Genomic DNA, 21,812 nt, shown 5'->3' on the forward strand with positions numbered 1-21,812 from the left:
TCGCGAAGCTCAGGTGAGGGGAGCCAGTTGCCGGCTGAGTCTGAGGACGGCCTGGACTGTCCGGGGGTCGCGGCTGGCGCGGAAGGGGGCGACGGGTCGGGTGTCGGGTCCGATCACCAGGCCTGTCTGCCCGTCTAGTGAGGCGTCGGTCGCGGCGAGGATCGATGGCCGGGCCGCCACGGACGCGGGGCCGGAGGTGGCGCGTTCGAAGGTGCGGCGGACCAGCGGCCAGAGCAGGCGCAGGCCCGGCGAGACGATCTTGGGTGAGCTCATGGTGCCGTCGGTCATGTCGGTGGCGGCGCCGCCGGGGTCGGCCGCGAAGACCGAGACGCCCGTGCCTCGCAGTCGCTCGGCCAGATCCAGCGTGTACGCGAGGTTGGCGAGCTTCGCCCGGCCGTACCAGTGAAAGCCGTAGTAGCCGCCAGGCGGCTCGACCGCCGCGAAGGTGCGCTTGGCGACCCTGATCGAGCCGGAGGTGACGTTCACGATTCGGCTCGGCCCGCCGGCCTGGAGTGGTGCCAGCAGCAGCTCGGTCAGCAGGTAGGGGGAGAGGTGGTTGACGGCGAACGTCGCTTCGATCCGGTCCGTCGTCTGCTGCCGGTCGGCGAACATCGCCCCGACGTTGTTGATCAGAACGCTCAGCGGTCCCTCCGCCGCCAGTCGGGCGGCGAGCGCTCGTACGGCGTCGAGCGATGCGAGGTCGGCCGCCACGAACCTCGCCTCCGCTCCGGGCGCCGCGGCGCCGATTCGCTTGATCGCTTGGGCGCCGCGCTCGGCGCTCCGGCCGACCATCGTGACCGTGTAACCGGCCGCCGCCAGCCCGATCGCGGTTTCCAAGCCGATTCCGCCGGTCCCCGCCGTCACTACCGCCCGTCGGTCCACGGTCCCACCCCTCATCGCCTAATCGGATAGCTATCCGGTTCTCTTCGCGTACCGTAGCACAAACGGATAGTTATCCGATTAGGGGAGGGGAACGGGCCGTCAGCGTGACGGGCGCAGGCCCTGGAGGAGGACGTCGAGGTAGAGCTCGGCGTACTTGGGGTCGCCGTCACCGGAGCGGACCGCGTGCTGGACGCCGCAGAGCAGGCGGCGGATGTCGTCCGCCGCCAGGCCATGCCGGACGGCGCCGGCGGCGCGGGCGCGATCGAGCAGTTCCTCAAGGGCCCGGTCAAGCTCGATCTTCATCTCCGAGGTCTGTGCTCCGGCGTCGCCGGCGGATTCGAGCACGGCCGCGAACCCGGCGTCGTCCAGCGCGCGTCCAAGAGTGAACCGCAGCAAGCGGTGCAGGCCTGCGAGGACATCCTCGTCGGCCGCCGCGTTCTGCGCTTCGGTGACGAGTTGCTGGAAGCGTTCGGCCGACAGCGCCTCCAGCAGCGCGTGCCGGTTGGGGAAATGCCGGTACACGGTCCCGACGCCCACCCCCGCGAGCCGGGCGATGGTGTTGAGCTGAAGTGAGTCGTCACCTGCGGCCAGTTGCTCGCGGGCGACTCGCAGCACCCGTGCGCGATTGCGCGCGGCGTCCGCGCGCAACGCTGTCCCCTGTCCGGCGGCCTTCGGTGTCACACGGTCAGCCTAATGAGCTTCGGCCGGATCAGCTGTCGGACGGTGACTCGGCGGAAGGCGTGAGGTCGAGAAGGCGGTCGAGCAGCTGGTGCATGTGAGCGCGGAAGCGCCGCAGTGCGTCGGGGTCGTCGGGGTGGCGGCGTTGTCCTGTCGTGTCGAGGATCCCGCTCACTGAGAACCCCTGGATGCACCAGACCATCGTGTACATGGTGAGCTGCGCGTCGGCGTGCACGGGCGCCGCCAGGGCGGTGATGCTGTCGACGGCGTACTGGGCCAGCGGCTGAGCGGAGAGTGACTCCAGCTCTTCGATGTCGCTGGCGTCGGAGAGCCATCGGTGCATCCACAGCGCGGGAACCTCGGGATGCTCGACGCACAGGTCGATGTAACCGTCGATGAACCGGTGGAGGGCGGCCGGCCGCTCCTCGGGTGCGGCGGCCTTCAGCTCGCCGGCTCTCTTGTAGATGACGGCCGAGAGGAGCTGCTGAGCGCGCTCCATGACCGCCAGATAGAGGTGGCGTTTGGTGGGGAAAAGCGGGGTGATGGCGGCCGTGGTCAGCCCGGCGGCCTCACCGATTTGACCGATGGAGACGCCGTCGTGGCCGAGCGCGGCGAACAGCCTGGTCGCCACCCGCAGGATCAGCTCCCGCTCGTTCTCTTCAGGAGAGGCCATGGACGCGACCATAGGACCGCGCTGTCGCCCGGCCTACCGCTCGATCGGCAAGCGCGGGTAAAAGTCCGAGCTGCGGAGCGGGGCGCCCGCCGTACAGGCATTTAAGGGACGCCAGGGGATATTTCGGGAAACTTCGTGTTGATTTTGAAAGAAGTGTGAAGAGGAGGCGGGGCTTCGGCGGAATAGAGGTGTACCCCACAGAAGGGACACCATGCGAATGGCCGCTCCCCCGGACGTGCCCGTGACAGACGATGACGCCGCGCTCATCGAGCGGTCATGGCACCACCCGGAAGCGTTCGCCGTGCTCTACGACCGCTACTTCGAAGAGATACACCGGTACGTCTCCGGACGGCTCGGCACTCAGATCGCGGATGATCTGGCCGCCGAGACGTTCCTGGTGGCGTTCAGGAAACGGCAGACGTTCGACTCCGCTCGCGGTGCCGTACGGCCTTGGCTGTACGGGATCGCCACCAACCTGCTCGCTCAGCATCGAAGGAGCGAAACGCGCAGGCTGGAGGCTTTTCAGCGGGCACCTGCCGGCGAAGTGGCAGACGACGGGCACGAGGACAGGGTGACGGCGAGAGTGGCCGCCGCGAACGCACAGGGGCGGCTCGCGACGGCGCTTGGACGTCTCTCCGCCGGTGACCGCGACGTGCTCCTCCTCGTCGCGCTCGCTGACCTCACCTATGAGGAGGTCGCGCAGACGCTCGACATTCCGTTCGGGACCGTCGGCTCTCGGCTCAACCGGGTGCGTAAGAAGCTCCGCAGAGCCCTGGGCGGCGTCAATCCGATGATCGGAGGGTTCGATGGATGAGCTGAACGACCGCCCGGATGAGCTGGCCGCCGTACGCGATCTCCTTTCGATGCCCGGGCCTTCCTCCGAGGTCGTCGACTCGGGCCGGGCCAGGCTGCAGGCGGCGCTGGCCGCGCCACCTCAAGCCCCTCAGCGCGTACCGGAAGCTCCGCAACGCCTACCGGTTCGAACTACGCGAAGAGCAGGACGGTCGCGGTGGTGGGCGCCGGTCCGTAACGGGTTGATCGGGGCGGCGTCGGCGGTCGCGCTGGCGCTCGCCGTGGCCGTGCCTTCGAACTCGCTGATCGACCTCTCGCCCGTTCCCGCCGTGTCCGCCTCCGCTCCGCCGACCGCCAGGCAGATCCTGCTCGCCGCCGCGATCGCGATGGCCACGGCACCCTCCGACGGCGCCTACTGGCGCACCAGCGTCGTGACCGGGCAGCTGATCCTCTCTCCCGATCGCCGGTACGTCGTCAAGCGCCAGTCCACCCGTCAGACCTGGCTCACCAGGAAGAACAGCGCGCAGGATCGCTGGACCGGCCGGTACCTCGGCGCGCGACCGGCGACACCCCAGGACGAGGCCGCGTGGCGAACCGCCGGGTCGCCGAGCCGCTGGCAATACCCGGCGGACGTGACCGGTCTGGGCCGCGTCTCCCCCCAGGCATTGGTGGAGGCGGCGCCCGGTCCGCCGCAGGGCGGACCGCACCGCGTCGGGTGGCGGAACGCGGACGGCATCCTGACCAAGCAACTGGTCAGCTGGACGGCCCTGAGTACGATCCCGAGCGACCCCACGGCGCTGCGCGCCTTCCTCGTGACCCACATCGCCCGGGAGAACGGCGCGTATGTCGGGCGCGAGATGGAGGCCGAGCTGCGCGAGAGCTGCCTGGAGATCATCACCGGGCTGCCGGTCTCGCCCGAGGTGCGCGCCTCGGCGTACCAGATCCTGGCCTCGATGCCCGGCATGAAGCCGGAGGGCGCGGTCACCGACCCGCTCGGCCGGGCCGGTCAGGCCCTGAGCTACCAGGTGATGAGGGACGGCCGCCTCAGCGACGAACGGCTCGTCATCGACGCGGAGAGCGGGCTGCCGCTGGCCACGGAGACGAGGAGCGTCAGCCGGGTGGCCGACGGCCGGGACGTCGAAATTGGCTCTTTCATCGCATATCAGCAAATCGGATGGACAGACGAAGGGCCCGCACAGTGACAACCTTCACTTTGGACGACGTGCGCACGCTGACCTACAAGGCGCGGGACGCCTGGTGGACGGTGTTCCTGGTCGATCCGCTCGCCGGTCGTCTGGTGGTCGGCCTGGCGAACCGTACCGCCATCACGCCGAACCAGATCACCTGGGGCGCCTTCTTACTCGGGCTCGGCTCGGCGGGCTGCTTCCTGATGGCCGACGGTTGGGCATGGCTGGCCGCCGGCGCCGTCCTGTATCACCTGAGCTTCGTGCTGGACTGCGTGGACGGCAAGATCGCCCGGCTCAAGGGCACCGGCACCGTGCTGGGCGGCTGGCTCGACTACGTCTTCGACCGCATCCGGGTGCTCACCTGCGCCCTGGCGCTCATGTGGGGGCGCTTCGAGAGCACCGGCGAGGAGTTCTACCTCGTCCTCGGCATGCTCGTCGTCTTCCTCGACATGCTCCGGTACGTTGACGCGCTCCAGATCGCGAAGGTACGCCGCCAGATGCGCCGCAAACTGGACGACGCGATCGAGCAGGTCACCGGCGTCCCGGCCGTCCGCTTGGAGAGTCCGGACCTGGAGGAGACGGGTCTCGAATCGGGAGAGATCCGCTCCGCCGACTCGGTCGACCTGCAGCAGAACTTCCGCGCGCACTTCGCCTGGTACATCCGCATCCGCGACTGGCTGCGCGACCACCGCGTCCGAGCTCATCTGATCAGCGGCATCGAGTTCCAGATGGCGGTGTTCATCGTCGGCCCGCTCACCGGGTGGATCGTGCCGGTGACCGTCGGCACGGCGGCCCTCCTACTGGTCTTCGAGGCCGCGATCATGTTCAAGCTCTACCTGTCCTCGCGGGACCTCACCCGGGCACTGGCGAAGATCCGCTCTCGGCCCACAACGCCGGTGGCTCAGCCGCAGGGCTAGCGCGTGAACCCCCGCCCCCGATCGCCCGATGCCGGTGTCCCTCGGTCGGCGTCGACTCGTCTGTGCGGCATGGGATGTGGGCCGCGTGGGATGCCGCCGGTTGGGGCATCCGTGGACGGAGTCGACACCTCGGTCGGGACACTCGATCGGGCAGTTATCGGGTGCGGGGGGAGGTGCGGGCCGTGGGATGAACCGGCCCGCTCAGAAAGGGGTACGGCGGCGCGGGGCTCGTAGGTTCATCCAGCCACCGGAAAAGTCGGAAAGTGCCGGTTCGGGGGCGGCGATGCGGAAGGCGGGGCATCCCTTCCACCACGGAATCATGATTCGGCCAGTGCGACCGCCCTTTCCAGGACGCGCCGGGCATCCTGCGGCGAACGTCTGCCCAGGCCACAGGCGGGGGAGACGTCCACCGTACGAGACAGGATGCTCTCCACCATGCGGAGGATCTTCCGCTGGTCGTCCACTTCCTGAGCCTCGTGGACGAGGCCGGCGGCGAACCTGGTGTCCGGAGGCAACGCGGCGAGGGATTCCAGATCTTGGTAGAAGCCAGGTTCCAGCGGCGGCGGCTGGTCGCCCGCCGCGAGCGGGACGTGGACGTACTCCAGCGGGCGGCCTTGCGGCCAGGCCCGTAGAAGCGCGTTGAGTATGGACACCACCGGCGTCACGGTGGGTAATCGCTTCAGCGCCTTGTTGTTGAGGTCGCCGACGCACAGGTGGACGCCGAAGCGAGCGTTAGGCGGCGCGGTAGCGACCTGCTTCACCATGCCGTGGACCAGCGAGCGCGCGGTCGCCGTCCGCAGCGGCTTCGGAACGCCCGCCACCATGACCAGCTCCACGGGCACCTCAAGCTGGAACAGTACGTCGTGGCCGCCCCACCCGGTGATCTCCCGGATCTCACGGGCGAGCGCCTCCCGGAAAGGCCGGCGGCGGGTGAACGCCCTCGCCGGGCCGAAGGCGAAGAGCGCGAGGTCCAGGTCGCCGGGGATCCCGACCTGGAACGACACACCGTCAAGACGGTGTGACGCGCGGATCTCCTTGAACACCTCGTAGCCTTCCCCAGCGGCGGCCGCGTGGCCGAGGCGCATAGAGCCGGAGGTGAGCCGGTGTCCGCGCTTCACCCTGAAGACAGGGCGGTTGTCGTAGCCGGACCAGTTGCCGTCGGTCCGCAGTTCGATGTCCGGATGCTCGCGGAGGCCGTCGATGATGTGCGTGATCCAGTTGCGGCGGGCACCGACCTCCCCGTCCGCCAACGCCCGTAGATACGGGCCCGCCACGTCCGCCACGATCGTCATGGCCTGGCGCGTGTCGGCTGCCGGATAGCTGCCGACGAGATGGATGTGGCGGCTTGGCATGCGTCTCTCCTCACCGGCGCCGCCATGGGGCAGCGGCCTCGAAACCGTGTTCCACGTCAGAGCGCGCACCCCGAGTGTGATGAGTATCGACCGTCCGGTCGAGTGGCAGCCGGTCGACGGCTGAGAGCGCCTTACCGGCAGGTCGGTCAGGGCGCGCTCACCCGAACGTCCAGGAACACCGGCCGCTTGTCCGGGAACAGCTCCTGGCCCTGCGCATCGGTCATCTTCCAGTAGATGCGGCAGTTGCCGGGTTTGTCCGGAGCGCGGACCTGTACCGAGATGTCCGCGGTTTGGCCCGGTGCGGTCGGCGGGATGGGCACCGTTTCGGGGGATCGGCAGGGCCCGGTGTTGATACGAGCCAGACGCCTGCCCGCCCAGGACGTGGTCCCGATGTTGCGGATCCGCCATACCTTCTTGAACGACGAGCCCGGCCGCACTTCCGAGCCGTCCGGGTACGTGATGTCACCCACGAATGCGGAGTCATCCTTCGCGGGCGTGCGCGCCGGGGGATCATCCTGGCCCGTGGTCGTCGCCAGGTAGAAGCCGGTCAGGCCGACCAAGATGATCGCAGCCGCGATCATGGCACTGACGAGGACGCGGTTCCGCCGCGCGGACGGCGCCGGAGCTTTGACGGCTTCGGCTGCGGTGGTCGGCGGCGCTGGCGCGGGCTCGTCGTTGTGCGCTGTGCCAGCCATTGCTCCGTCGTCGTCCGCCGTGCCGACCGTCGCTCCGTCGTCGTGCGCCGTGCCGGCCTCCGCTGTGTCGTCGTGCGCCATGGGGGCCGCCGCTCCGTCGACGGTGTCGGTGTCGGTGTCGTCAGGCGAAGGGACCGCCTTCGCGCGCTCCCAGAGCTCCCGCCACTCCCGTTCGGTCTCCTCGGGATCACGCCCCAGTCGATCAACCGCGAGGACCCGGACGAACTCCCACGCGGTCTCCCAACTCGGCAACTTCCGCCCCTGGGCCGCGCTGGCCAGCGACGACTTCGAGGCCGCCGCGCCGAGCCGAGCGGACATCTCGGCGTACGAGGGATCGCCGGCTTCCTCTTTCAGCTTCAGGAGCCGGTCGGCGAAGGCGCCCACCGCACCCGAATCCGGATCAGGACGTATCGGCTGCCGTCCTCGACGCTTACGATCCTGAGCCTGCACCCCGGCCCCACTTCCCCCCGTTCACTCTTCCCTCCGTTCACTCGTGACACTGCCGATTCCTCCGCATCTGGCAGTGCCCTCCCAAATTATCTGACGCGACAAGTCAACGATCAGTTCAGATCACCGCAGGTCGACGTCCGGGCGTGATTTGTCCAATGTCCAGCGTCGGCCCCGTGGAGCAGCCTTGGACAAAGATCGCTGGCTGGCCCCGTCCCCCTGATGGCATCGTGGCGGAGGTTCCTCGGCGAACACACCCGCGCGGCACCGGCGCCCCCCAAGCGCATCTCTCCTAAGCGCGTCGTCCTCAGCTGCCTCGCCTCAGCGAAGTGACCGCATCACTCCAGAGGAGGAGATTTCTCATGTCCACCAGTTCTCGTATGGCGAGCCTGCGTACCCGAGTCGCCGTCGTCGCCGCCTCATCCGTCGTCGTCGCCGGACTCGGCGTCGGCCTTGGCGCCGCTCCGGCTGCGGCGGACGTCCATCGCGGTGTCAGTGGCTGCTTCGCCTGGTCCTGGGGAGACGGCAACACCTCCGTGACGGTGTACTGGCACAACCGGTGCGGCAACAAGCGCAAGTTGAAGATCAAGTACAGCCTCGGCTGGACATACAAGAACTACACAGCGGTGGTCAAGTCCGATGGGAAGGGCCACAAGAGGTTCCAGACCGCTTCGATCGTGTCCATCAAGGACGGGGGCCGCGCCTAGCCTGCGGGGGCAGGCGCTTGGGGGTGCGGCGCGGACACGTGCCGCACCCCGGGCCCGCCAATCAGCCGAAAGTACGCCTGATTTCCGGACGATCGGCCAGCTCAGAACGGGCCGTTCTATCGATGAGCCGCCACCGCCTCAGTCCGCACAATCGGGGTTATGAGCGACGAGATCACGACGGTACGCCCCCCGTTCCGGCAATCCTCTCAAGGCAGCAGGCCGACGGATGATCGGCGCAGAGCCAGGCGGGCAGGATGGCTCGTGCCCGCCGGGCTGATCTTGCTCAGCGCCATTCCCATAGCCGCCGGTGCCTTCCGCCTGACCCAGTTGGCCGGCGGTGCGGCGATCACATCGGAGAACGCTCGGTTCTTCGCGATGCCCCTGCCCGTGGTGCTGCACATCATCAGCGTCAGTGTGTACAGCCTTCTGGGGGCTTTCCAGTTCGCCTCCGGGTTCCGCCGCCGGAGGCCGGGATGGCATCGCGTCGCCGGGCGGGTGCTGGTGCCATGCGGATTCGTCGTAGCGCTGACGGGCCTGTGGATGACCCTGTTCTATCCCCGCCCTGCGGGGGATGGCGATCTCGTCACCGGCTTCCGGCTCGTGTTCGGCACGGCCATGTTCCTGTGCCTCAGCCTCGGCCTCGCCGCGATCCGGCGGCGGGACTTCGCCCGGCACCGCGCCTGGATGATACGCGGGTATGCGATCGCCCTGGGCGCGGGGACGCAGGTGCTGACCCACTTGCCGTGGTTCCTGTTCTTCGGCACACCTGGCGAGCTGCCCAGAGGGCTGCTCATGGGCGCTGGGTGGGTGATCAACGTCGCCGTGGCCGAATGGATCATCCGTAGGCGACCGGCCGATCCACGCCGAGTTAGTTCTTGATGCGGTTGGTCTCATACGCCCACATGGCGATCTCGACGCGATTGCGGGCGCCGAGTTTGGCCATCAGGCTAGCGATGTGGGATTTGACGGTGCTGAGGGAAATATGCAGCTGGTCGGCGATCTCGCTGTTGGTCCGGCCACGTGCCACGGTGGTCAGGATCTGTTCTTCTCGCTCGGTGAGCGCCTCGATGGGGTGGACCGGTGGTGCGGCGGGCCCGGCGCGGGTGAAGGCTCCGAGCAGTCGTGCGGTGATGCTCGGGGCGATGAGCGCGTCGCCGTTGGCGGCGGCGTGAACGGCCTGGGAGAGCAGGTCGGCGCCGGCGTTCTTGAGCAGAAAACCCCGGGCACCGGCTCTCAGGGCGGCGTAGACGTACTCGTCCAGGTCGAACGTGGTGATGACGACGACCGCCAGGGGGTCCTCGACGGTCGGGCCGGCCAGGGACCGGGTGGCTTCGATGCCGTCAAGGACGGGCATGCGGATGTCGAACAAGCACACGTCAGGGCGTAGGCGCCGGGCGAGCTCGACGGCTCGCCGCCCGTCGGCGGCCTGGCCGATGACCTCGATGTCCGGCTGGGCGTCGAGGATCATCATGAGGCCGGTGCGGACGATCTCCTGGTCGTCGGCGACGATCACGCGGATGCTCATGGGGCCGATCCGGTTCGAGGGAGTACGGCGGTCACGCTCCAGCCCCGATCGGGGTTCGGGCCGGCGACGCAGGTGCCGCCGAGCAGGTCGGCGCGTTCGATCATGCCGATGAGTCCGTAACCCGGCGACGCGGCCGGGCGGATGAGGCTGCCGTCGCCGTCGTCGCTGACGCGCAGGTGCACCGAGGTGTCGTCGGCGGTCAGGCGGACCTGGATGCGGGTGGCGTGACGCGCGTGGCGCCGGGCGTTGGTGACCGACTCCTGGGCCAGGCGGTAGATCGCGGCACCGACCGAGGGGGGCAGATCGTCGACATCGCCCGAGATCTCCACGTCAACGGAGGGACCGGAGCCGCCTTGGCCGGCGAGCTGTCGGAGATCGGCGACGCGCCGCCCGGGCGCCAGGCCGGCCGGCTGGTCGCGGCGTAAGACGCGCACCATGGCGCTCATCTCGGCCAAGGCGCGCGCCGCCTCCGCCTCGATCACCTGCAGCGCCTCGGTCGCGGCGCTCGGCCGCGACGCCGAGGTGGCCAGGCCGGCCTGCGCGCGGATGGCCATCGCCGAGACGTGATGAGCGATGGTGTCGTGCAGGTCGCGGGCCAGCTGTTCGCGTTCGAGCAGCTTGACCTGGTCGAGCTCGCGCATCCTGGCCTTGGCCCGATAGCGGAAGGCCACGCCCAGGGCGCCGACCAGGAACACCACGGTGACCCCGCCGACGGCATCGCTGGGACCGGGGTAGTCGGAGACCATCGAGAAGCAGATCTTGACCAGGATGATCGTCGACCCGATCACCGCCTCGCGTCCGGACCCCCACCGGAACAACGAGTAGGCCAGCAACAGCAGAAACGCCATGGTGTACGTCTCTGGCGAGTAGCCGCCCGTCAGTAAGGGGACCGGGGTCATGGCACCGAAAGCGATCACGATCGTCAGCAACGGTCTGCTGCGGCGCCACAACAACGTCGTCGCCAGCCCGACAGTGACGATCACCGAGAGGGCCCGCCACGGAAGATCCGGCCGCAGCACTCCTTCGAGCACCGCGACCGCCACCAACACCCCTACCAGCGCCCAGTCCCGCCACCCCCGCGGCGCGGGGTTGGGAGGGCGGGGCTCGTCCCACACCGAACGAATGAGACCGCGCACAGGGTCATGGTACGAGAGCCGGTGCCACTCCGGATCAGCCCCAGGTACGACAAGCACATGTCGCGACGTCGTGCCCGCAGGTGAGTTGTCTTGGCGAGGGCTTGGTCAATCCTCGTCTGCGGGGAGGGCGAAGAGGCGGATGTACAGAGGGCGGGCGTCTGGGGGTGCGTCCTCGGCGCGGTGGCTGTACCTCAGGAGCAGGGCTATGTACTCCTCGTAGAACTCGGCGAATTCCTGCTTCGTCATTCGGCCCAGGCCGCGTGATGCCTTCGCCCAGTCCGGGTCGCGTTGGTAGGCGGCGGGGAAGCGTTCGAAGAGCACGCGGTCCTCGTCCATGCCGATCCGGTGGAATTCGGCCAGCACCGGGCGGTCCTCGGGGGCGAGTTGGTCCGAAGTGGGCACGCGCATGTCCCTCGGGGCGTCGGGGGCGCGGCGCCACCAGCGCTCCCGGCCGGTCGAGCGTTCGGGGATCTCCTCGATGAAGCCGTACTTCTCCAGCTGGCGCAGGTGGTAGCTGGTCGTGCCGGTCTTGGCGTCGAGGAGCTCGCCGAGGGTGGTCGAGGTGGCGGGGCCGTGCACGTTGAGGTGGCGCAGCATGAGCCGGCGCATCGGATGGGCGAGGGCCTTGAGCCTCGCCGGGTCGTCGAGCGTGAACGCCTCGTCATCCTTCATGAGGAGCAGCCTATCCTCCTGCCGAACGATATCTGCAGAGAAACCTTTGCCGAGATGTCTCTGCAGAGTAGATTCGGCATATGAGACGGATTCTTGCTGGAGCGGCGGCAGCGGCCATGGCCCTGTGCCTGCTCGTCCCGCCGGCTGTCGCGGTGGCCGAACCATCCCCGCTCGCCGTACCCCCTGATCTGAGCGCGGCCGAGGTGAGCTTCCGGGGTGGCGGCGGGCTCGCCTTGCACGGCACGGTGCTGACCCCGGCTGGGGCGAAGGCCGACCGGCCGGGGATCGTGCTGGTGCACGGCGCGGGCACCGGAACGCCCCGCAAGCAGCTCCTGGGTGAGGCGGTCGAGTTCGCCCGCCGGGGGCTGTCCGTGCTGATCTACGACAAGCGGTCCGAGGGCTACTCGCTCTTCACCCGGTCCTACTCGCAGTTGGCCGACGACGCGCTCGGCGCCGTGGCCGCGCTGCGTACGCGGCCGGGTGTGGATCCGGCGAAAGTCGGGCTGTGGGGGCTCAGCGAGGGCGGCTGGGTGGTGCCGATCGCGGCCTCTCGCTCGAAGGAGGTCGCCTTCATCGTGCTCGTGGGCGCCAACGGGCTGGCGCCGTTGCGGCAGCAGACCTGGGCGGTGGCGGCCGGGCTGCGGAAGGCGGGGGTGTCGGGGTCGCTCGTCGAGCGGGCCGAGCCCAAGCTGTACACGGTGATCGCCGACGGCGGCATGTTTCCCGAGCCCTACTACGATCCCGCGCCGACCATCGCCAAGGTAGGCCAGCCCGTCCTCGGCATCTGGGGCACGAACGACCTGCTGACCCCGCCCAAGGAGACCCCGCCGGTGTTCGCCAGGGCGCTCGAAGCGGGCGGGAATCGGCACTACACCTTCCAGTTCTTCCCCGATGCCGATCATGCCGCCCACCAGACCCCTGACGGCGGCGTCACCCGGCTGAAGGAGCTCGCCCCCGGCTACGCCGATCTGGTCGGCTCCTGGATAAAGGACGTGACCGGCGGCAAGCTGCCCACAGCTCAGACGAATGGACCAGCCCCCACGCAGGCGTCGCTGACCATTCCGATGGATCCTCCGGCCTGGTGGGAGTCGGCCTTTATGCAGGTCGTGGCCTTGCTGGTATTCCTGGTCGGGTTCGGCGCCTATCCGGTGGTCGCGCTGGTGCGGCGGCTTCGCCGGGCTTCCCAGGCGCCGGTCTCCAGGGCCGCCCGGCTGGTGAGCGCGGGCGGGTTCGGGGTGGTGCTCGGGGCGTTCTCCTACCTGTTCTACGTGGTCATGACCGGTGGCAAGCTGGCCGCTCCCGGGCCCATGGTCGCGGGTCACCCGGTGATCTGGCTGGTGCTGCAGCTTCTCGCGGTGGCCTGCGTGGTCGCCACCGTCCGTACGGCGCTGGCCTGGCGCCGGGCCCGCGCCACTGTGGCGAGAGGAGAGAGGGTACGGCTCGGACTCCTGCTCGCCGGTGGGGCGGTGTTCCTCCCGTGGGCCCTCTACTGGGGGCTGCTGCTTCCGTGAGGGGCGGTTCGCCATTCGATGTCCTGTTCCGCACCGCGTACCCAGGTCACGTAAAGCGATGGGCGGCCGGGCCGGGTCACCTCGAACAGATAGGCGTCCGGCACGTCGACCCGCCGGACGCTCTCCGCTCCGTCGAGGCGTGCGGCCAGCTCGGCGAAGGCGTCCGCGCTCGGATGACGGGCACCGAGCGTCTCGCCGTCGGACTCCAGCAGCACGAACTTCGAGAACATCAACTGCAGCAACTCGAGATGGTCCGCGGGCTCGTACGGGTCGGGGCCGAGCTGCCAGCAGACCGTGCGCCGCACGCCGCAGGACATCGCCAGGAGGTTGCGCACCACGAGGTCCCGCGCGTTGATCCGATGCCGCTCGGCCTCCAGCTCCGGCGGGCAGCCCGTCATGAACATCTGCAGGGTGGGCGGCAGTTCGCTCATCCGCGCGTACAGCCGCTCCATCGCCTCACGGGCGGGCGCGGCCGACACCCGGCCTGACCTGAAGTCCTCGGTCGTGAACGTGTGCCAAGGGGTCATGGCGCCGGAGTTCATGACGTCGGCCAGGTGCTCCATCACCTCCGGATATTGGAGGAGGAGGGGGCCGTTGTACTCGCCGGCCAGGATGGGCTTCTCGGGGCCGTACGAGCGCATCACGGTGCGGATGTCGTCGATGGTGTCGGGAATCAGGTACGGGTCGCCGTACAGATGGATGTCGAAGACGTCGTAAGCGCCCTCGGCGACGAGCCGCAGGAAGAAGTCCCGCTCCTCGTCGGGGGTCTCGGGGGCGGGGAAGACGCCGGGCGGGCAGCCGCCGAGCACGACGTCGGCCCGTGGGTCGGCGCTCTTGACCGCCCGGTGGAAGAGGGCCAGCAGGTCGAGATATTCGGTGGCGGTGCCGCCCCAGAACAGCGGGATGCACGGCTCGTTCTCGCACTGCCAATAGCGCACGCGGCCCGCGCAGTGCGTCACCAGGGCGCGCAGCATCGCCTCGTACGCGGCGGGGTCGGCGGGCGGTGAGCCGGGGAGCAGGTCGGTCGATCTGGTCGAGCCCCAGGGTGAGGCCGCGCAGAGCATGAACCACAGCTCGGTGTCGTTGTCGACCTGGTCCAGGACCGCGTCCACCGCGCTCCAGTCGTACTGGCCCGGTTCGGGTTCGAGCTGGGACCAGTAGAAGAACACGCGCAGCAGTCCGGCGCCGAGGTCGCGGGCCTGCGGGGCGAACGTGTCGGGCTTGGCGACCAGGCCGTACTGGATGCTGCGGACCACGCCCATCCGGATGCTGTCGGTCGATGTCATGAGCTGTCCTTTCGGAGGAAGTCGTCCTCCGACGATGGCCCCGCCCGCTGGTAGGTCGCTGTTGTCCCGCTGTCACGTCACTGGTGGCGGGCCCGCGGCCGGGCTTCGGACCCGGCCGCAGGTCGTGCGGTCAGGCGGAAGAGACGTTCAACGCCGTACGCAGGAACTCCAGCTGGTGCCGCAGCAGCCCCTCCACAGCCGCCTCGGCGGTCGGCATGTGCGTGGCCCCCGACAGCGGGAGCACCTGGTGCGGGCGGCCCGCCGCCAGCAGCGCCGCCGACATCCGCAGGGTGTGCGCGGCCACCACGTTGTCGTCCGCCAGGCCGTGCACCAGCAGCAACGGGCGGCGCAGCCGGGCCGCGTCGCCGATGGGCGAGGAGCGCTCGTAGTTCTCCGGTTCCTTGTCCGGGTGGCCCAGGAACCGCTCCCGCCAGTGGGTGTCGTACAGCCGCTGGTCGCTCGGCGCCGCCCCCGAGACGGCGGCGTGGAACACCTCCGGCATGCGCAACACGGCCGCCGCCGCGAGCGTGCCACCGTAGCTCCAGCCGCGGATGCCCACCCGGCCCAGGTCGAGGTCGGGGCAGTGCTCGGCGGCCGCCCGCAGCGCCACGACCTGGTCTTCGAGCGGCGCGGTGAGCGTGTCGCCGTGGACGGTCTTGTCCCAGGCGGGACCGCGTCCCGGAGTGCCACGGCCGTCCGCCGTCACCACCGCGAACCCGTGCTCGGCGAACCACTGCGACTCGGCCAGCCACCAGTGCCGGGCCCGGGTCACCAACTGCATCGCCGGTCCCGCGTACGGCGCCATCAGCACCGGCAGCGGACCGGAGCCCGGCCGGTGCCAGGAGGGCAGCAGCAACGCGGTACGGATCTCCCGCTCACCCGCCCGCAACCACGTGACGCGCGGGACGATCAGCGGCTCGGCCTGGAGCGAGGCGATCTCCACGTCGGGCCGCCCGTCACGCACCACGCGGAACGAGTGACCGGCCTCGGTATGGGAAGCGAGCACCAGCGCGCCGCCCGTCTCCACACCGGCCGGCGCGCCGCTCGCCCGCCGGCCGGTGTGCAGCCCTGGCCCGTCGCTCAGCCGTACGGGACCGCGCTCCGCGTCATACGTCCACAGGTGTTGTTCGGTGGGCTCGTCATTCGCGGTGAAGAGCATAGATTCGCCGGAGACGTCCACGACCGAGCGGATCTGCAGCCCTTCGGGGGTGACCGGACGGCCGTCCACGAGCAGCCGCCGGGTCCCGTCCAGGTCGGCGGTGTGCACCAGCGCGCCGGACGCCGTCCGTGCGGGAGTGCCCGCGATGAGCTGGACCCAGGCGGCATCGCGCTGCTCGTGGAGCGGCTTCGTCCGGCCCGTGTCCGGATCGGCGGCCAGCACCAGCAGCGTGCGCTGGTCCCGGCTCTGCACGCCGATCAGCGGGCCGTGCGCGTCCCAGCCGGCGGTGGCCACGTACTCGTACGCGGCCCGGTCCCAGCACACCTCCACGGAGCCGCCGTCGAGATCGAGCACGTGCAGCGTGACCTCGGCGTTGGCCGTACCGGCCGCCGGGTAGGCGATCTCGCGCGGCGGCCGGGACGGGTTGGCGGGATCGGCGATCCACCATCGCTGTACGGGACGGTTGTCGACCCTGGCGGCCAGCAGCCGGGTGCCGTCGGGCGACCACCAGTAGCCGCGCGTCCTGTTCATTGATTCGGCCGCCACATGCTCGGCCAGCCCCCAGACCACCTCCGGGTGCTCGGGTACGGCCAGCCGCCGGTCACGCCCGTCGGCCAGTTCGACGACGTGCAGCGCGCCACCGGTCACGTAGGCGACCCGGCTCCCGGTGGGGTCGGGCCGGGGATCGACCACCGGCCCGGCGGTGGGCACGGGCCGCGCCTCGCCGCCGTCGATGTGCACCGCCCACAGCCGCCCGTCAACGGCGAAGGCGATGGTACGTACGGCGGCATCGGCCGCATAGGCGACGACCCCGGTCGCCCGCTCCCGAGCCCGTTCCCGCCGAATCCGCTCCGCCTCCGGAACGGCCCCGTCCGCGCCGAGCGTCTCCGGCGCCACGACCAGCCGCTCACCCGTCTCGTCGGCGACCCACAGACAGCTGCCCCGATCCTCACCCCCGCGAGTCCGGAGGAACACGACCCGACGGCCATCGGGCGACAGAGTGAAGGCCCGGGGCACCCCGAGCGAGAACCGCTGGGTACGGGCGAATTGACGTGGAAATCCCTTGGTATCCATAAAAGGGACTCTGCACCGGACTACCAGGAACAGTGGGGGAGTGAAGTGCGCGGGGAGACTCACCGGCGCCGGGGATCGATCGATCCAGTAGATACTTTAGCAGGCGGGATCCAGGTCAGGCGTTGACGGAGAGCTCCCACAGACGCGCCGCGGCCGCCGGGTCGAGGGCATAGGAGGCGACTCCGTGGCGGGCCGAGTGCGTGTCGTTCGGCAGCGCCTCGTTGCAGTCCTCGAAGTAGCGGCCGGTGACGCCGTCGAGCAGCGGCGACGCGGCGGCGAGCACCGAGGTGGCCGCCCCCTGCTCCGTCGTCTTCCACGTGACGTCCGCGCCGGAGGTAGCGGCGGCGGCGCGCAGCCGGTCGAGCTCCTCGTCGGAGACGTACCGCTGGAGGTTCGTGCGGATGCCGCCCGGCATCAGCGCGTTGACGGTGATCCCGTCGTCCGCCCAGCGCCGCGCCGCCTCCACCGCGAACAGCACGTTCGCCGTCTTGGACTGCCCGTACGCCGACCACGGCTCATAGGCGCGCTCACGGAAGTTGATGTCCTCGAAGACGACCGGGGAGCGCAGGTGCGCGGTGGAGCTGACCGAGACCACCCGGGCGCCGTCGGCCGCCGCGAGCGCGGCGTGCAGGCCGGTGGCCAGGGCGAAGTGGCCGAGATGGTTCGTGGCGAACTGGAGCTCCCAGCCGTCCGGGGTGTGCGCCTCGGGGCAGGCCATCACGCCGGCGTTGTTGACCAGCATGTGCAGCGGGCCTTCCCAGGCGGTCACGAACGACGTGACCGTGGCGCGGTCGGCGAGGTCCAGCGGGGCGACGAAGATCTGCTTGTTGCCGGTGGTCGCGGTGATGTCGGCGGCGGTCGCGGCGCCCGCGTCGAGGTTACGCACGGCGAGGGTCACCTCCGCGCCCGCCGCGGCGAGCGCGCGGGCGGTCTCGACGCCGATGCCGGACGCCCCGCCGGTGACGATGGCCCGCCGGCCGCTGAGATCGACGCCTTCCAGCACCTCGGCCGCGGTGGATCGGGCGGTGAACGGGGTGGTGATGCGGGTGTTCGCAGTCATGATTCCCAGTCCTGTCAGGGATGCGGTAGGAGAGCCCCAAACGGTAAGATGTGAAACGGAGGAGCCTCCAATTAACTCCGACTGTATTCGGAGTCTCCTCCGTTTGGCAAATCTCGCCCCCGAAAATCCACAGGAGTCACCGTGCAGGCCGGATCCCGACCGCTGCGCGCCGACGCGCGCCGCAACCGCGATCGGCTGCTCGACGCCGCCGTACGCGCCTTCTCGAATGAAGGCCCCGAGGTGACGCTCGACGCGATCGCCAAGGACGCGGGCGTCGGCATCGGTACGCTTTACCGGCATTTCCCCACCCGCGAGGCGCTCGTCGAGGCCGCGTACCGCAACGAGCTCACCAGGCTGTGCGAGGCCGCGGCGAGCCTGCTGCGTACGATGCCGCCCGACCAGGCGACCCGCGCCTGGATGGATCGCTTCGTCGACTACATGACGACCAAGCGCGGCATGGCCGACGCGCTGCGCGCGGTCATCGCGTCCGGCGGCAACCCGTTCTCGGAGAGCCGTGACCGGATGGTCGGCGCGATCGGGTCGCTGCTGGCCGCCGGGGCCGCCGCGGGGACCGTGCGTTCGGACGTCGAGCCGGACGACGTGCTCGCCAGCCTGGGCGGCGTGGCGCTGGTCGTTGGCGAGCACGAGCAGCGCGACCGGACGGGCCGCCTGCTCGACCTGCTGATGGACGGCCTGCGCTACCGCCGCTAGGGGCTTGCTATTTCACGCTGATCTTCGTCATCATTCCCATCGCGCGGTGATTGTCCACCGGGCACCACAGGTCGTACGTTCCCTTCTTCAGCGTGACGGAGAGCTTCGTCGTCTTTCCGGCTGGGACGATGCTGGAGGTCGAGTCGACCCCGGGCCCCTTGATCGACAGGCCATGCGAAGCGGTCCCCGCATTGTGGATCGTGAAGGTGTAGGCCCCTGCCTTGAAGTCGGTCGTCGAGAGCGTGAGAGAGAACTCCCGCTCGGTCACGGTGACAGACGTATCGCGAGCCGCAGTCGTACCCGCGCCGACCGTTGTCAGCGTCAGCGCGGCGGCCACGAGCCCGATCACCAGACGGGGCGCACTTCTGGAACGAATCGCAGCGGACATGATCGCCAACCCTTCATCGCGGCATCGATGTCAGCCATGGCAGTCTCCGTATTCCCGGACCCGCGTAACGCCAGACCCGCGGGCGTGCCGCCATCATTTGACCTTGTCACCAGCGTCAACGTTTATCGTCGATCCCCGACCGCCGACGAACGGACGCCTCGCATGAGCACGGACCGCGACACTCTTCTCGAGTACGACCAGAGCTTCTTCGACGCCTTGGTGGCCAACGACCTCGACCGGCTGACGGAGTTGCTGGCGGACGACTTCCTCCTGGTGGGGGTCGAAGATGGGGCGGTCGCCACCAAGCAGGTCATCCTCGACCTGGTGGCGTCCGGTTCCGTCCGGTTTCCGCGGATCGACTCGTTTCCCGGCGAGGCGATCGTCCGTTTCCATGGGGAGGTGGGCATCGTCGTCGGACGTACCGGCATGAACTTCACCAGCCCCGAAGGCGCCACGTTCAGTGCCGGGAGCCGCTACACCCACGTGTACGCCACCGACTCCCACGGTTCCTGGCGCCTCACCTCCGCCCAGGGCACCGCGATCAAGGGCTGACCCGGCTACCCCACAAGCGTGGCGGCGCAGCTGGTGACGAGGTCCTCCGCGTAGGCGGGAATCGGGCGGCCCGAGCTCTGGTGGCGGCGGACCGTGGCGTACGGCAGGTCGACCGTGGCCAGGAACAACTGCTCGACCTCCTGCGGCTCGCGCCTGTCCAGCCGTTCGGCCAGGGCGCGGACGGCGTTGCGGACCCGGCGGTCGCTGCGTTCCAGACGTTCGCGGGCCTCCGACGGCCAGTTGGGTTCGTCGAAGTCCGCCGGGCCGTACAGCAGGATGTGAGCTTCGTGCGGATGCGCCCGGCTCCAGGCGACCACGTGGCGCGCGGCGGCGGGGGCGGCCCGCGCGGCGGGCTCGGTGTTGAGCGCGGACAGGAAGCCGTCCTGGAAGCGGTCGACCGTGCGCAGCCACAGGGTGGCGAGCATGGAGGAGCGGCTGGGGAAGCGGTGGTAGATCGAGCCGCTCGGCGCGCGGGCGGCACGGGCGACCGCCGCCACGGTCACGGTGCTCGGGCCGCTCGCGGCCACCAGTTCGGCGGCCGCGTCGAGCAATCGGTCAACGTCATGGCGAGGCGGTCGTCCCATGCCGTCGAGCGTATAGGGACAGACTGAAGGGTTTCTGGACGGTTAATCAGCTTCTGTCTTGGTCATCGCCCTGATGGTCTCGGCCATGTGCGTCCGCAGCTGGGCCAGCCGCCCCTCGATGATGGCGCTCGCGTCCCCCGGATTGTTGAGTACGGCCTGACGCAGCCCACTGTTCCCGTACGCGTGGACGAACGTGTGCTTGATGATGGTTTGTCCGGAGTCGGGGGTCAGGTCGTAGCTCCACAACGAGGCCCGCCACCCCTCACCGTCGAGCACCGCCCAGGCGAACCGCCTGCCCGGCTCCACCTCCGTGACCTCGCACGTCACAACCCCCGTCTGGCCGTTGGGGAACCGGTTACGCCCCTCGAACCTCCTCCCGACCGCGGGGCCGTCCCCGTCGTCGAGCCAGGTCGCGCCCGTGCATTCCGGGCTCCACTCGCCGATGCGCGAGACGTCCGTGATCAGCTCCCACACCTCCTCAGGCGAGTTGTCGACCCGGACCACGACCTCCGTGGTGGCTCCCGTCACGGCGTAATCGGCCTGGAACGCCCGCACTTCCACGGTCCCGAACCTGGCCGCCGGATGCTTGGCCGCCACTTCCACCGCCTCCTCCAGGCTCGCGCACTCGAGGATGTCGAAGCCGCCGACCTGCTCCTTCGTCTCCACGAACGGCCCGTCGCCGACGAGTACGCGCCCATCGCGCACGCGTACGGACCGCCCTTCCGAAGCGGGCCGCAGCGCGTGTCCTTCCAGCCGGATCCGGCGCCGGTCCATCTCCTCGACCCACTCTTCGGCCCCGCCCTCGTCCGCGCTCACCTCGATGGACGGATCCGCGCAGATCAGCAGCAGATATTTCACCAGATGACTCCTTCTGCTCGTCGTTTTCACCCCACCGACGAACGGCTCTCTCACAAACCGACAAGTGGACAGCGATATAGCGGGCAACTCATATTGGACGGGGTTAACATCCCCCACACCGGAGGTCTGTATGGACGTGCGTCTGGACCATCTCGTCTGCTGGGTCTCGGACCAGCTTCGCGCGCTCGACTTCTACGAGCAGGTCATCGGCCTGCCGGGGGTACGTGCTGAGGAGTTCAGGGACGGCAAGGCGCCGTTCCCCAGCGTACGGGTCTCCGGTGACACGATCATCGACCTGATGCCCCAGAACGCGGCGAACCGCGTCGACGAGGGCACCGGCGTCAGCGGCAGCGCCGGTCATCCCATCAACCACTTCTGCCTGGCGCTCGGCCGGGACGACTTCGACGCGCTCGAAGCCAGGCTGACCCGCAACGGCGTGGAGGTCACCGGCACCGGCTCCAACTCGTTCGGCGCCAGGGGCATCGCGCCGGGCGTGATCTACTTCTCCGACCTCGACGGGAACGTGATCGAAGCCCGCTACTACAACTGAGGCTAGGACGGGACCGGGCGCAAACTGTCGGCGCGATTTGCTACACAAGACGGCATGGGTGTGAGCGTCGACGAGTTCCTCAAGCTGCTGGACCGGTTGCCCGAGGCGCGCTTGGGCGATCACGGTGGCACCTGGGTCAGCCTCAAGGTGCGTGACAAGGGCTTCGGTTATCTGTGGGAAGAGACCGAGACCGTTGGGCTCAAGGCGACGATCGAGGAGCAGATGGCGCTCGTCGCCGAACGGCCCGATGTGTTCGAGATCCAGTTCACCGCCGGCCGGTTCGGGTGGGTGGTGGTGCACCTGAAGCGGATCGACGCTGACGAGCTGTTCGAGCTGGTCGCCGAGGCATGGTGCTTGACGGCACCCAAGGAACTGGTCGCCCCCTTCGAGGCTGCTCATAAAATCGGGCAATAGGG

24 protein-coding genes are annotated in these 21,812 nt (G+C 69.4%); 10 read left to right on the top strand and 14 right to left on the bottom strand.

All coding sequences use genetic code 11. The features are described 5' to 3' along the window. Window positions 1-9: 9 nt before the first annotated feature. The 3 genes from ACGFJ2_RS29595 to ACGFJ2_RS29605 all read right to left on the bottom strand — a co-directional run bounded on the left by ACGFJ2_RS29595 (window position 10) and on the right by ACGFJ2_RS29605 (window position 2,233). Window positions 10-882, bottom strand: a complete 873-nt coding sequence (locus ACGFJ2_RS29595) for an SDR family NAD(P)-dependent oxidoreductase (RefSeq protein WP_393473682.1) — start codon at window positions 880-882, stop codon at window positions 10-12. A 99-nt stretch (window positions 883-981) separates the two neighbouring features. Further along, the gene (locus tag ACGFJ2_RS29600; protein WP_393473685.1) at window positions 982-1,563 is read right to left on the bottom strand and encodes a TetR/AcrR family transcriptional regulator; all 582 of its coding nucleotides are present in this window, start codon (window positions 1,561-1,563) and stop codon (window positions 982-984) included. 28 nt (window positions 1,564-1,591) lie between these two features. After that, window positions 1,592-2,233: a TetR/AcrR family transcriptional regulator gene (locus tag ACGFJ2_RS29605; protein WP_393473688.1), complete on the bottom strand. Its 642-nt coding sequence runs from the start codon at window positions 2,231-2,233 to the stop codon at window positions 1,592-1,594. Between the two features lie 241 nt (window positions 2,234-2,474). On the opposite strand from ACGFJ2_RS29605, the gene ACGFJ2_RS29610 reads away from it, so the two are divergent. From ACGFJ2_RS29610 to ACGFJ2_RS29620, 3 genes are read left to right on the top strand one after another with little or no spacing between them, the layout of a single operon-like run. After that, a complete protein-coding gene (locus tag ACGFJ2_RS29610; RefSeq protein WP_357654898.1) occupies window positions 2,475-3,047 on the top strand; it encodes an RNA polymerase sigma factor in 573 nt (190 codons plus the stop codon). Beyond that, the gene (locus tag ACGFJ2_RS29615; RefSeq protein ID WP_393473691.1) at window positions 3,040-4,227 is read left to right on the top strand and encodes a CU044_5270 family protein; all 1,188 of its coding nucleotides are present in this window, start codon (window positions 3,040-3,042) and stop codon (window positions 4,225-4,227) included. Before ACGFJ2_RS29610 ends, ACGFJ2_RS29615 begins: the two co-directional genes overlap by 8 nt. Before the next feature lie 20 nt (window positions 4,228-4,247). After that, window positions 4,248-5,129, top strand: a complete 882-nt coding sequence (locus ACGFJ2_RS29620) for a CDP-alcohol phosphatidyltransferase family protein (protein WP_393473694.1) — start codon at window positions 4,248-4,250, stop codon at window positions 5,127-5,129. A 317-nt stretch (window positions 5,130-5,446) separates the two neighbouring features. On the opposite strand, the gene ACGFJ2_RS29625 is transcribed toward ACGFJ2_RS29620, so the two are convergent. Together ACGFJ2_RS29625 and ACGFJ2_RS29630 are read right to left on the bottom strand one after the other, a co-directional pair. After that, complete coding sequence (locus tag ACGFJ2_RS29625) at window positions 5,447-6,481, bottom strand: hypothetical protein (RefSeq protein WP_393473697.1); 1,035 nt, start codon at window positions 6,479-6,481, stop codon at window positions 5,447-5,449. A gap of 146 nt (window positions 6,482-6,627) precedes the next feature. Further along, window positions 6,628-7,560 carry an NBR1-Ig-like domain-containing protein gene (locus ACGFJ2_RS29630; RefSeq protein WP_393473700.1) on the bottom strand — a complete coding sequence of 311 codons (933 nt, stop codon included), beginning with the start codon at window positions 7,558-7,560 and terminating at the stop codon, window positions 6,628-6,630. Window positions 7,561-7,985: 425 nt separating this feature from the next. Here ACGFJ2_RS29630 and ACGFJ2_RS29635 point away from each other — a divergent pair, with 425 nt between their 5' ends. Continuing rightward, window positions 7,986-8,330, top strand: coding sequence for a hypothetical protein (locus ACGFJ2_RS29635; protein ID WP_357954786.1), 345 nt, complete (start codon window positions 7,986-7,988; stop codon window positions 8,328-8,330). A gap of 159 nt (window positions 8,331-8,489) precedes the next feature. Beyond that, window positions 8,490-9,209 carry a DUF2306 domain-containing protein gene (locus tag ACGFJ2_RS29640; protein WP_393473705.1) on the top strand — a complete coding sequence of 240 codons (720 nt, stop codon included), beginning with the start codon at window positions 8,490-8,492 and terminating at the stop codon, window positions 9,207-9,209. On the opposite strand, the gene ACGFJ2_RS29645 is transcribed toward ACGFJ2_RS29640, so the two are convergent. From ACGFJ2_RS29645 to ACGFJ2_RS29655, 3 genes are all read right to left on the bottom strand, one after another. Beyond that, window positions 9,199-9,855, bottom strand: a complete 657-nt coding sequence (locus ACGFJ2_RS29645) for a response regulator transcription factor (RefSeq protein WP_357954790.1) — start codon at window positions 9,853-9,855, stop codon at window positions 9,199-9,201. The two genes, ACGFJ2_RS29640 and ACGFJ2_RS29645, sit on opposite strands and share 11 nt — an antisense overlap. After that, complete coding sequence (locus ACGFJ2_RS29650; protein WP_393473709.1) at window positions 9,852-10,991, bottom strand: sensor histidine kinase; 1,140 nt, start codon at window positions 10,989-10,991, stop codon at window positions 9,852-9,854. The genes ACGFJ2_RS29645 and ACGFJ2_RS29650 overlap by 4 nt, the downstream gene beginning before the upstream one ends. Before the next feature lie 105 nt (window positions 10,992-11,096). Next, on the bottom strand, window positions 11,097-11,663 hold the full coding sequence (locus ACGFJ2_RS29655; protein WP_357954794.1) for a helix-turn-helix domain-containing protein: 567 nt from the start codon (window positions 11,661-11,663) through the stop codon (window positions 11,097-11,099). Window positions 11,664-11,743: 80 nt separating this feature from the next. On the opposite strand from ACGFJ2_RS29655, the gene ACGFJ2_RS29660 reads away from it, so the two are divergent. Further along, entirely contained in the window at window positions 11,744-13,174 is a 1,431-nt protein-coding gene (locus ACGFJ2_RS29660) for an alpha/beta hydrolase family protein (RefSeq protein WP_393473713.1), read from the top strand. Here ACGFJ2_RS29660 and ACGFJ2_RS29665 read toward each other — a convergent pair. The 3 genes from ACGFJ2_RS29665 to ACGFJ2_RS29675 form a co-directional block, all read right to left on the bottom strand. Further along, window positions 13,150-14,460, bottom strand: coding sequence for a hypothetical protein (locus ACGFJ2_RS29665; protein WP_393473716.1), 1,311 nt, complete (start codon window positions 14,458-14,460; stop codon window positions 13,150-13,152). The genes ACGFJ2_RS29660 and ACGFJ2_RS29665 overlap by 25 nt on opposite strands. A 130-nt stretch (window positions 14,461-14,590) precedes the next feature. Beyond that, complete coding sequence (locus tag ACGFJ2_RS29670) at window positions 14,591-16,693, bottom strand: prolyl oligopeptidase family serine peptidase (RefSeq protein WP_393473719.1); 2,103 nt, start codon at window positions 16,691-16,693, stop codon at window positions 14,591-14,593. Window positions 16,694-16,808: 115 nt separating this feature from the next. Next, window positions 16,809-17,753 (bottom strand): SDR family NAD(P)-dependent oxidoreductase, encoded by a 945-nt coding sequence (locus ACGFJ2_RS29675; protein WP_393473722.1) that lies wholly within the window; start codon window positions 17,751-17,753, stop codon window positions 16,809-16,811. Window positions 17,754-17,894: 141 nt separating this feature from the next. Between ACGFJ2_RS29675 and ACGFJ2_RS29680 the strand changes: the two genes are divergently transcribed. Continuing rightward, the gene (locus tag ACGFJ2_RS29680; protein WP_357954804.1) at window positions 17,895-18,464 is read left to right on the top strand and encodes a helix-turn-helix domain-containing protein; all 570 of its coding nucleotides are present in this window, start codon (window positions 17,895-17,897) and stop codon (window positions 18,462-18,464) included. A gap of 7 nt (window positions 18,465-18,471) precedes the next feature. On the opposite strand, the gene ACGFJ2_RS29685 is transcribed toward ACGFJ2_RS29680, so the two are convergent. After that, window positions 18,472-18,852, bottom strand: coding sequence for a cupredoxin domain-containing protein (locus ACGFJ2_RS29685; protein WP_357955005.1), 381 nt, complete (start codon window positions 18,850-18,852; stop codon window positions 18,472-18,474). Window positions 18,853-19,014: 162 nt separating this feature from the next. On the opposite strand from ACGFJ2_RS29685, the gene ACGFJ2_RS29690 reads away from it, so the two are divergent. After that, the gene (locus tag ACGFJ2_RS29690; protein ID WP_393473727.1) at window positions 19,015-19,404 is read left to right on the top strand and encodes a YybH family protein; all 390 of its coding nucleotides are present in this window, start codon (window positions 19,015-19,017) and stop codon (window positions 19,402-19,404) included. A 5-nt stretch (window positions 19,405-19,409) separates the two neighbouring features. On the opposite strand, the gene ACGFJ2_RS29695 is transcribed toward ACGFJ2_RS29690, so the two are convergent. Continuing rightward, window positions 19,410-19,988, bottom strand: a complete 579-nt coding sequence (locus tag ACGFJ2_RS29695) for a TetR/AcrR family transcriptional regulator (RefSeq protein ID WP_393473730.1) — start codon at window positions 19,986-19,988, stop codon at window positions 19,410-19,412. Between the two features lie 42 nt (window positions 19,989-20,030). Then, on the bottom strand, window positions 20,031-20,846 hold the full coding sequence (locus ACGFJ2_RS29700) for an SRPBCC family protein (RefSeq protein WP_393473733.1): 816 nt from the start codon (window positions 20,844-20,846) through the stop codon (window positions 20,031-20,033). A gap of 130 nt (window positions 20,847-20,976) precedes the next feature. Between ACGFJ2_RS29700 and ACGFJ2_RS29705 the strand changes: the two genes are divergently transcribed. Next, window positions 20,977-21,396 carry a VOC family protein gene (locus ACGFJ2_RS29705; protein ID WP_357954812.1) on the top strand — a complete coding sequence of 140 codons (420 nt, stop codon included), beginning with the start codon at window positions 20,977-20,979 and terminating at the stop codon, window positions 21,394-21,396. A 54-nt stretch (window positions 21,397-21,450) separates the two neighbouring features. Further along, window positions 21,451-21,810, top strand: coding sequence for an MmcQ/YjbR family DNA-binding protein (locus tag ACGFJ2_RS29710; RefSeq protein ID WP_357954814.1), 360 nt, complete (start codon window positions 21,451-21,453; stop codon window positions 21,808-21,810). The last annotated feature ends 2 nt before the right edge of the window (window positions 21,811-21,812 follow it).

The organism is Nonomuraea sp. NPDC049028, assembly GCF_043197735.1.
Taxonomy (GTDB): Bacteria; Actinomycetota; Actinomycetes; order Streptosporangiales; family Streptosporangiaceae; genus Nonomuraea.

What these genes read in the sequence shown, in the direction of transcription:
- ACGFJ2_RS29665 (WP_393473716.1), bottom strand. Translation starts at nt 14,460, where the DNA reads ATGACATCGACCGACAGCATCCGGATGGGCGTGGTCCGCAGCATCCAG.
- ACGFJ2_RS29640 (WP_393473705.1), top strand. Translation starts at nt 8,490, where the DNA reads ATGAGCGACGAGATCACGACGGTACGCCCCCCGTTCCGGCAATCCTCT.
- ACGFJ2_RS29675 (WP_393473722.1), bottom strand. Translation starts at nt 17,753, where the DNA reads ATGACTGCGAACACCCGCATCACCACCCCGTTCACCGCCCGATCCACC.
- ACGFJ2_RS29660 (WP_393473713.1), top strand. Translation starts at nt 11,744, where the DNA reads ATGAGACGGATTCTTGCTGGAGCGGCGGCAGCGGCCATGGCCCTGTGC.
- ACGFJ2_RS29670 (WP_393473719.1), bottom strand. Translation starts at nt 16,693, where the DNA reads ATGGATACCAAGGGATTTCCACGTCAATTCGCCCGTACCCAGCGGTTC.
- ACGFJ2_RS29645 (WP_357954790.1), bottom strand. Translation starts at nt 9,855, where the DNA reads ATGAGCATCCGCGTGATCGTCGCCGACGACCAGGAGATCGTCCGCACC.
- ACGFJ2_RS29690 (WP_393473727.1), top strand. Translation starts at nt 19,015, where the DNA reads ATGAGCACGGACCGCGACACTCTTCTCGAGTACGACCAGAGCTTCTTC.
- ACGFJ2_RS29655 (WP_357954794.1), bottom strand. Translation starts at nt 11,663, where the DNA reads ATGAAGGATGACGAGGCGTTCACGCTCGACGACCCGGCGAGGCTCAAG.
- ACGFJ2_RS29635 (WP_357954786.1), top strand. Translation starts at nt 7,986, where the DNA reads ATGTCCACCAGTTCTCGTATGGCGAGCCTGCGTACCCGAGTCGCCGTC.
- ACGFJ2_RS29710 (WP_357954814.1), top strand. Translation starts at nt 21,451, where the DNA reads ATGGGTGTGAGCGTCGACGAGTTCCTCAAGCTGCTGGACCGGTTGCCC.
- ACGFJ2_RS29625 (WP_393473697.1), bottom strand. Translation starts at nt 6,481, where the DNA reads ATGCCAAGCCGCCACATCCATCTCGTCGGCAGCTATCCGGCAGCCGAC.
- ACGFJ2_RS29685 (WP_357955005.1), bottom strand. Translation starts at nt 18,852, where the DNA reads ATGTCCGCTGCGATTCGTTCCAGAAGTGCGCCCCGTCTGGTGATCGGG.
- ACGFJ2_RS29615 (WP_393473691.1), top strand. Translation starts at nt 3,040, where the DNA reads ATGGATGAGCTGAACGACCGCCCGGATGAGCTGGCCGCCGTACGCGAT.
- ACGFJ2_RS29695 (WP_393473730.1), bottom strand. Translation starts at nt 19,988, where the DNA reads ATGGGACGACCGCCTCGCCATGACGTTGACCGATTGCTCGACGCGGCC.
- ACGFJ2_RS29605 (WP_393473688.1), bottom strand. Translation starts at nt 2,233, where the DNA reads ATGGCCTCTCCTGAAGAGAACGAGCGGGAGCTGATCCTGCGGGTGGCG.
- ACGFJ2_RS29705 (WP_357954812.1), top strand. Translation starts at nt 20,977, where the DNA reads ATGGACGTGCGTCTGGACCATCTCGTCTGCTGGGTCTCGGACCAGCTT.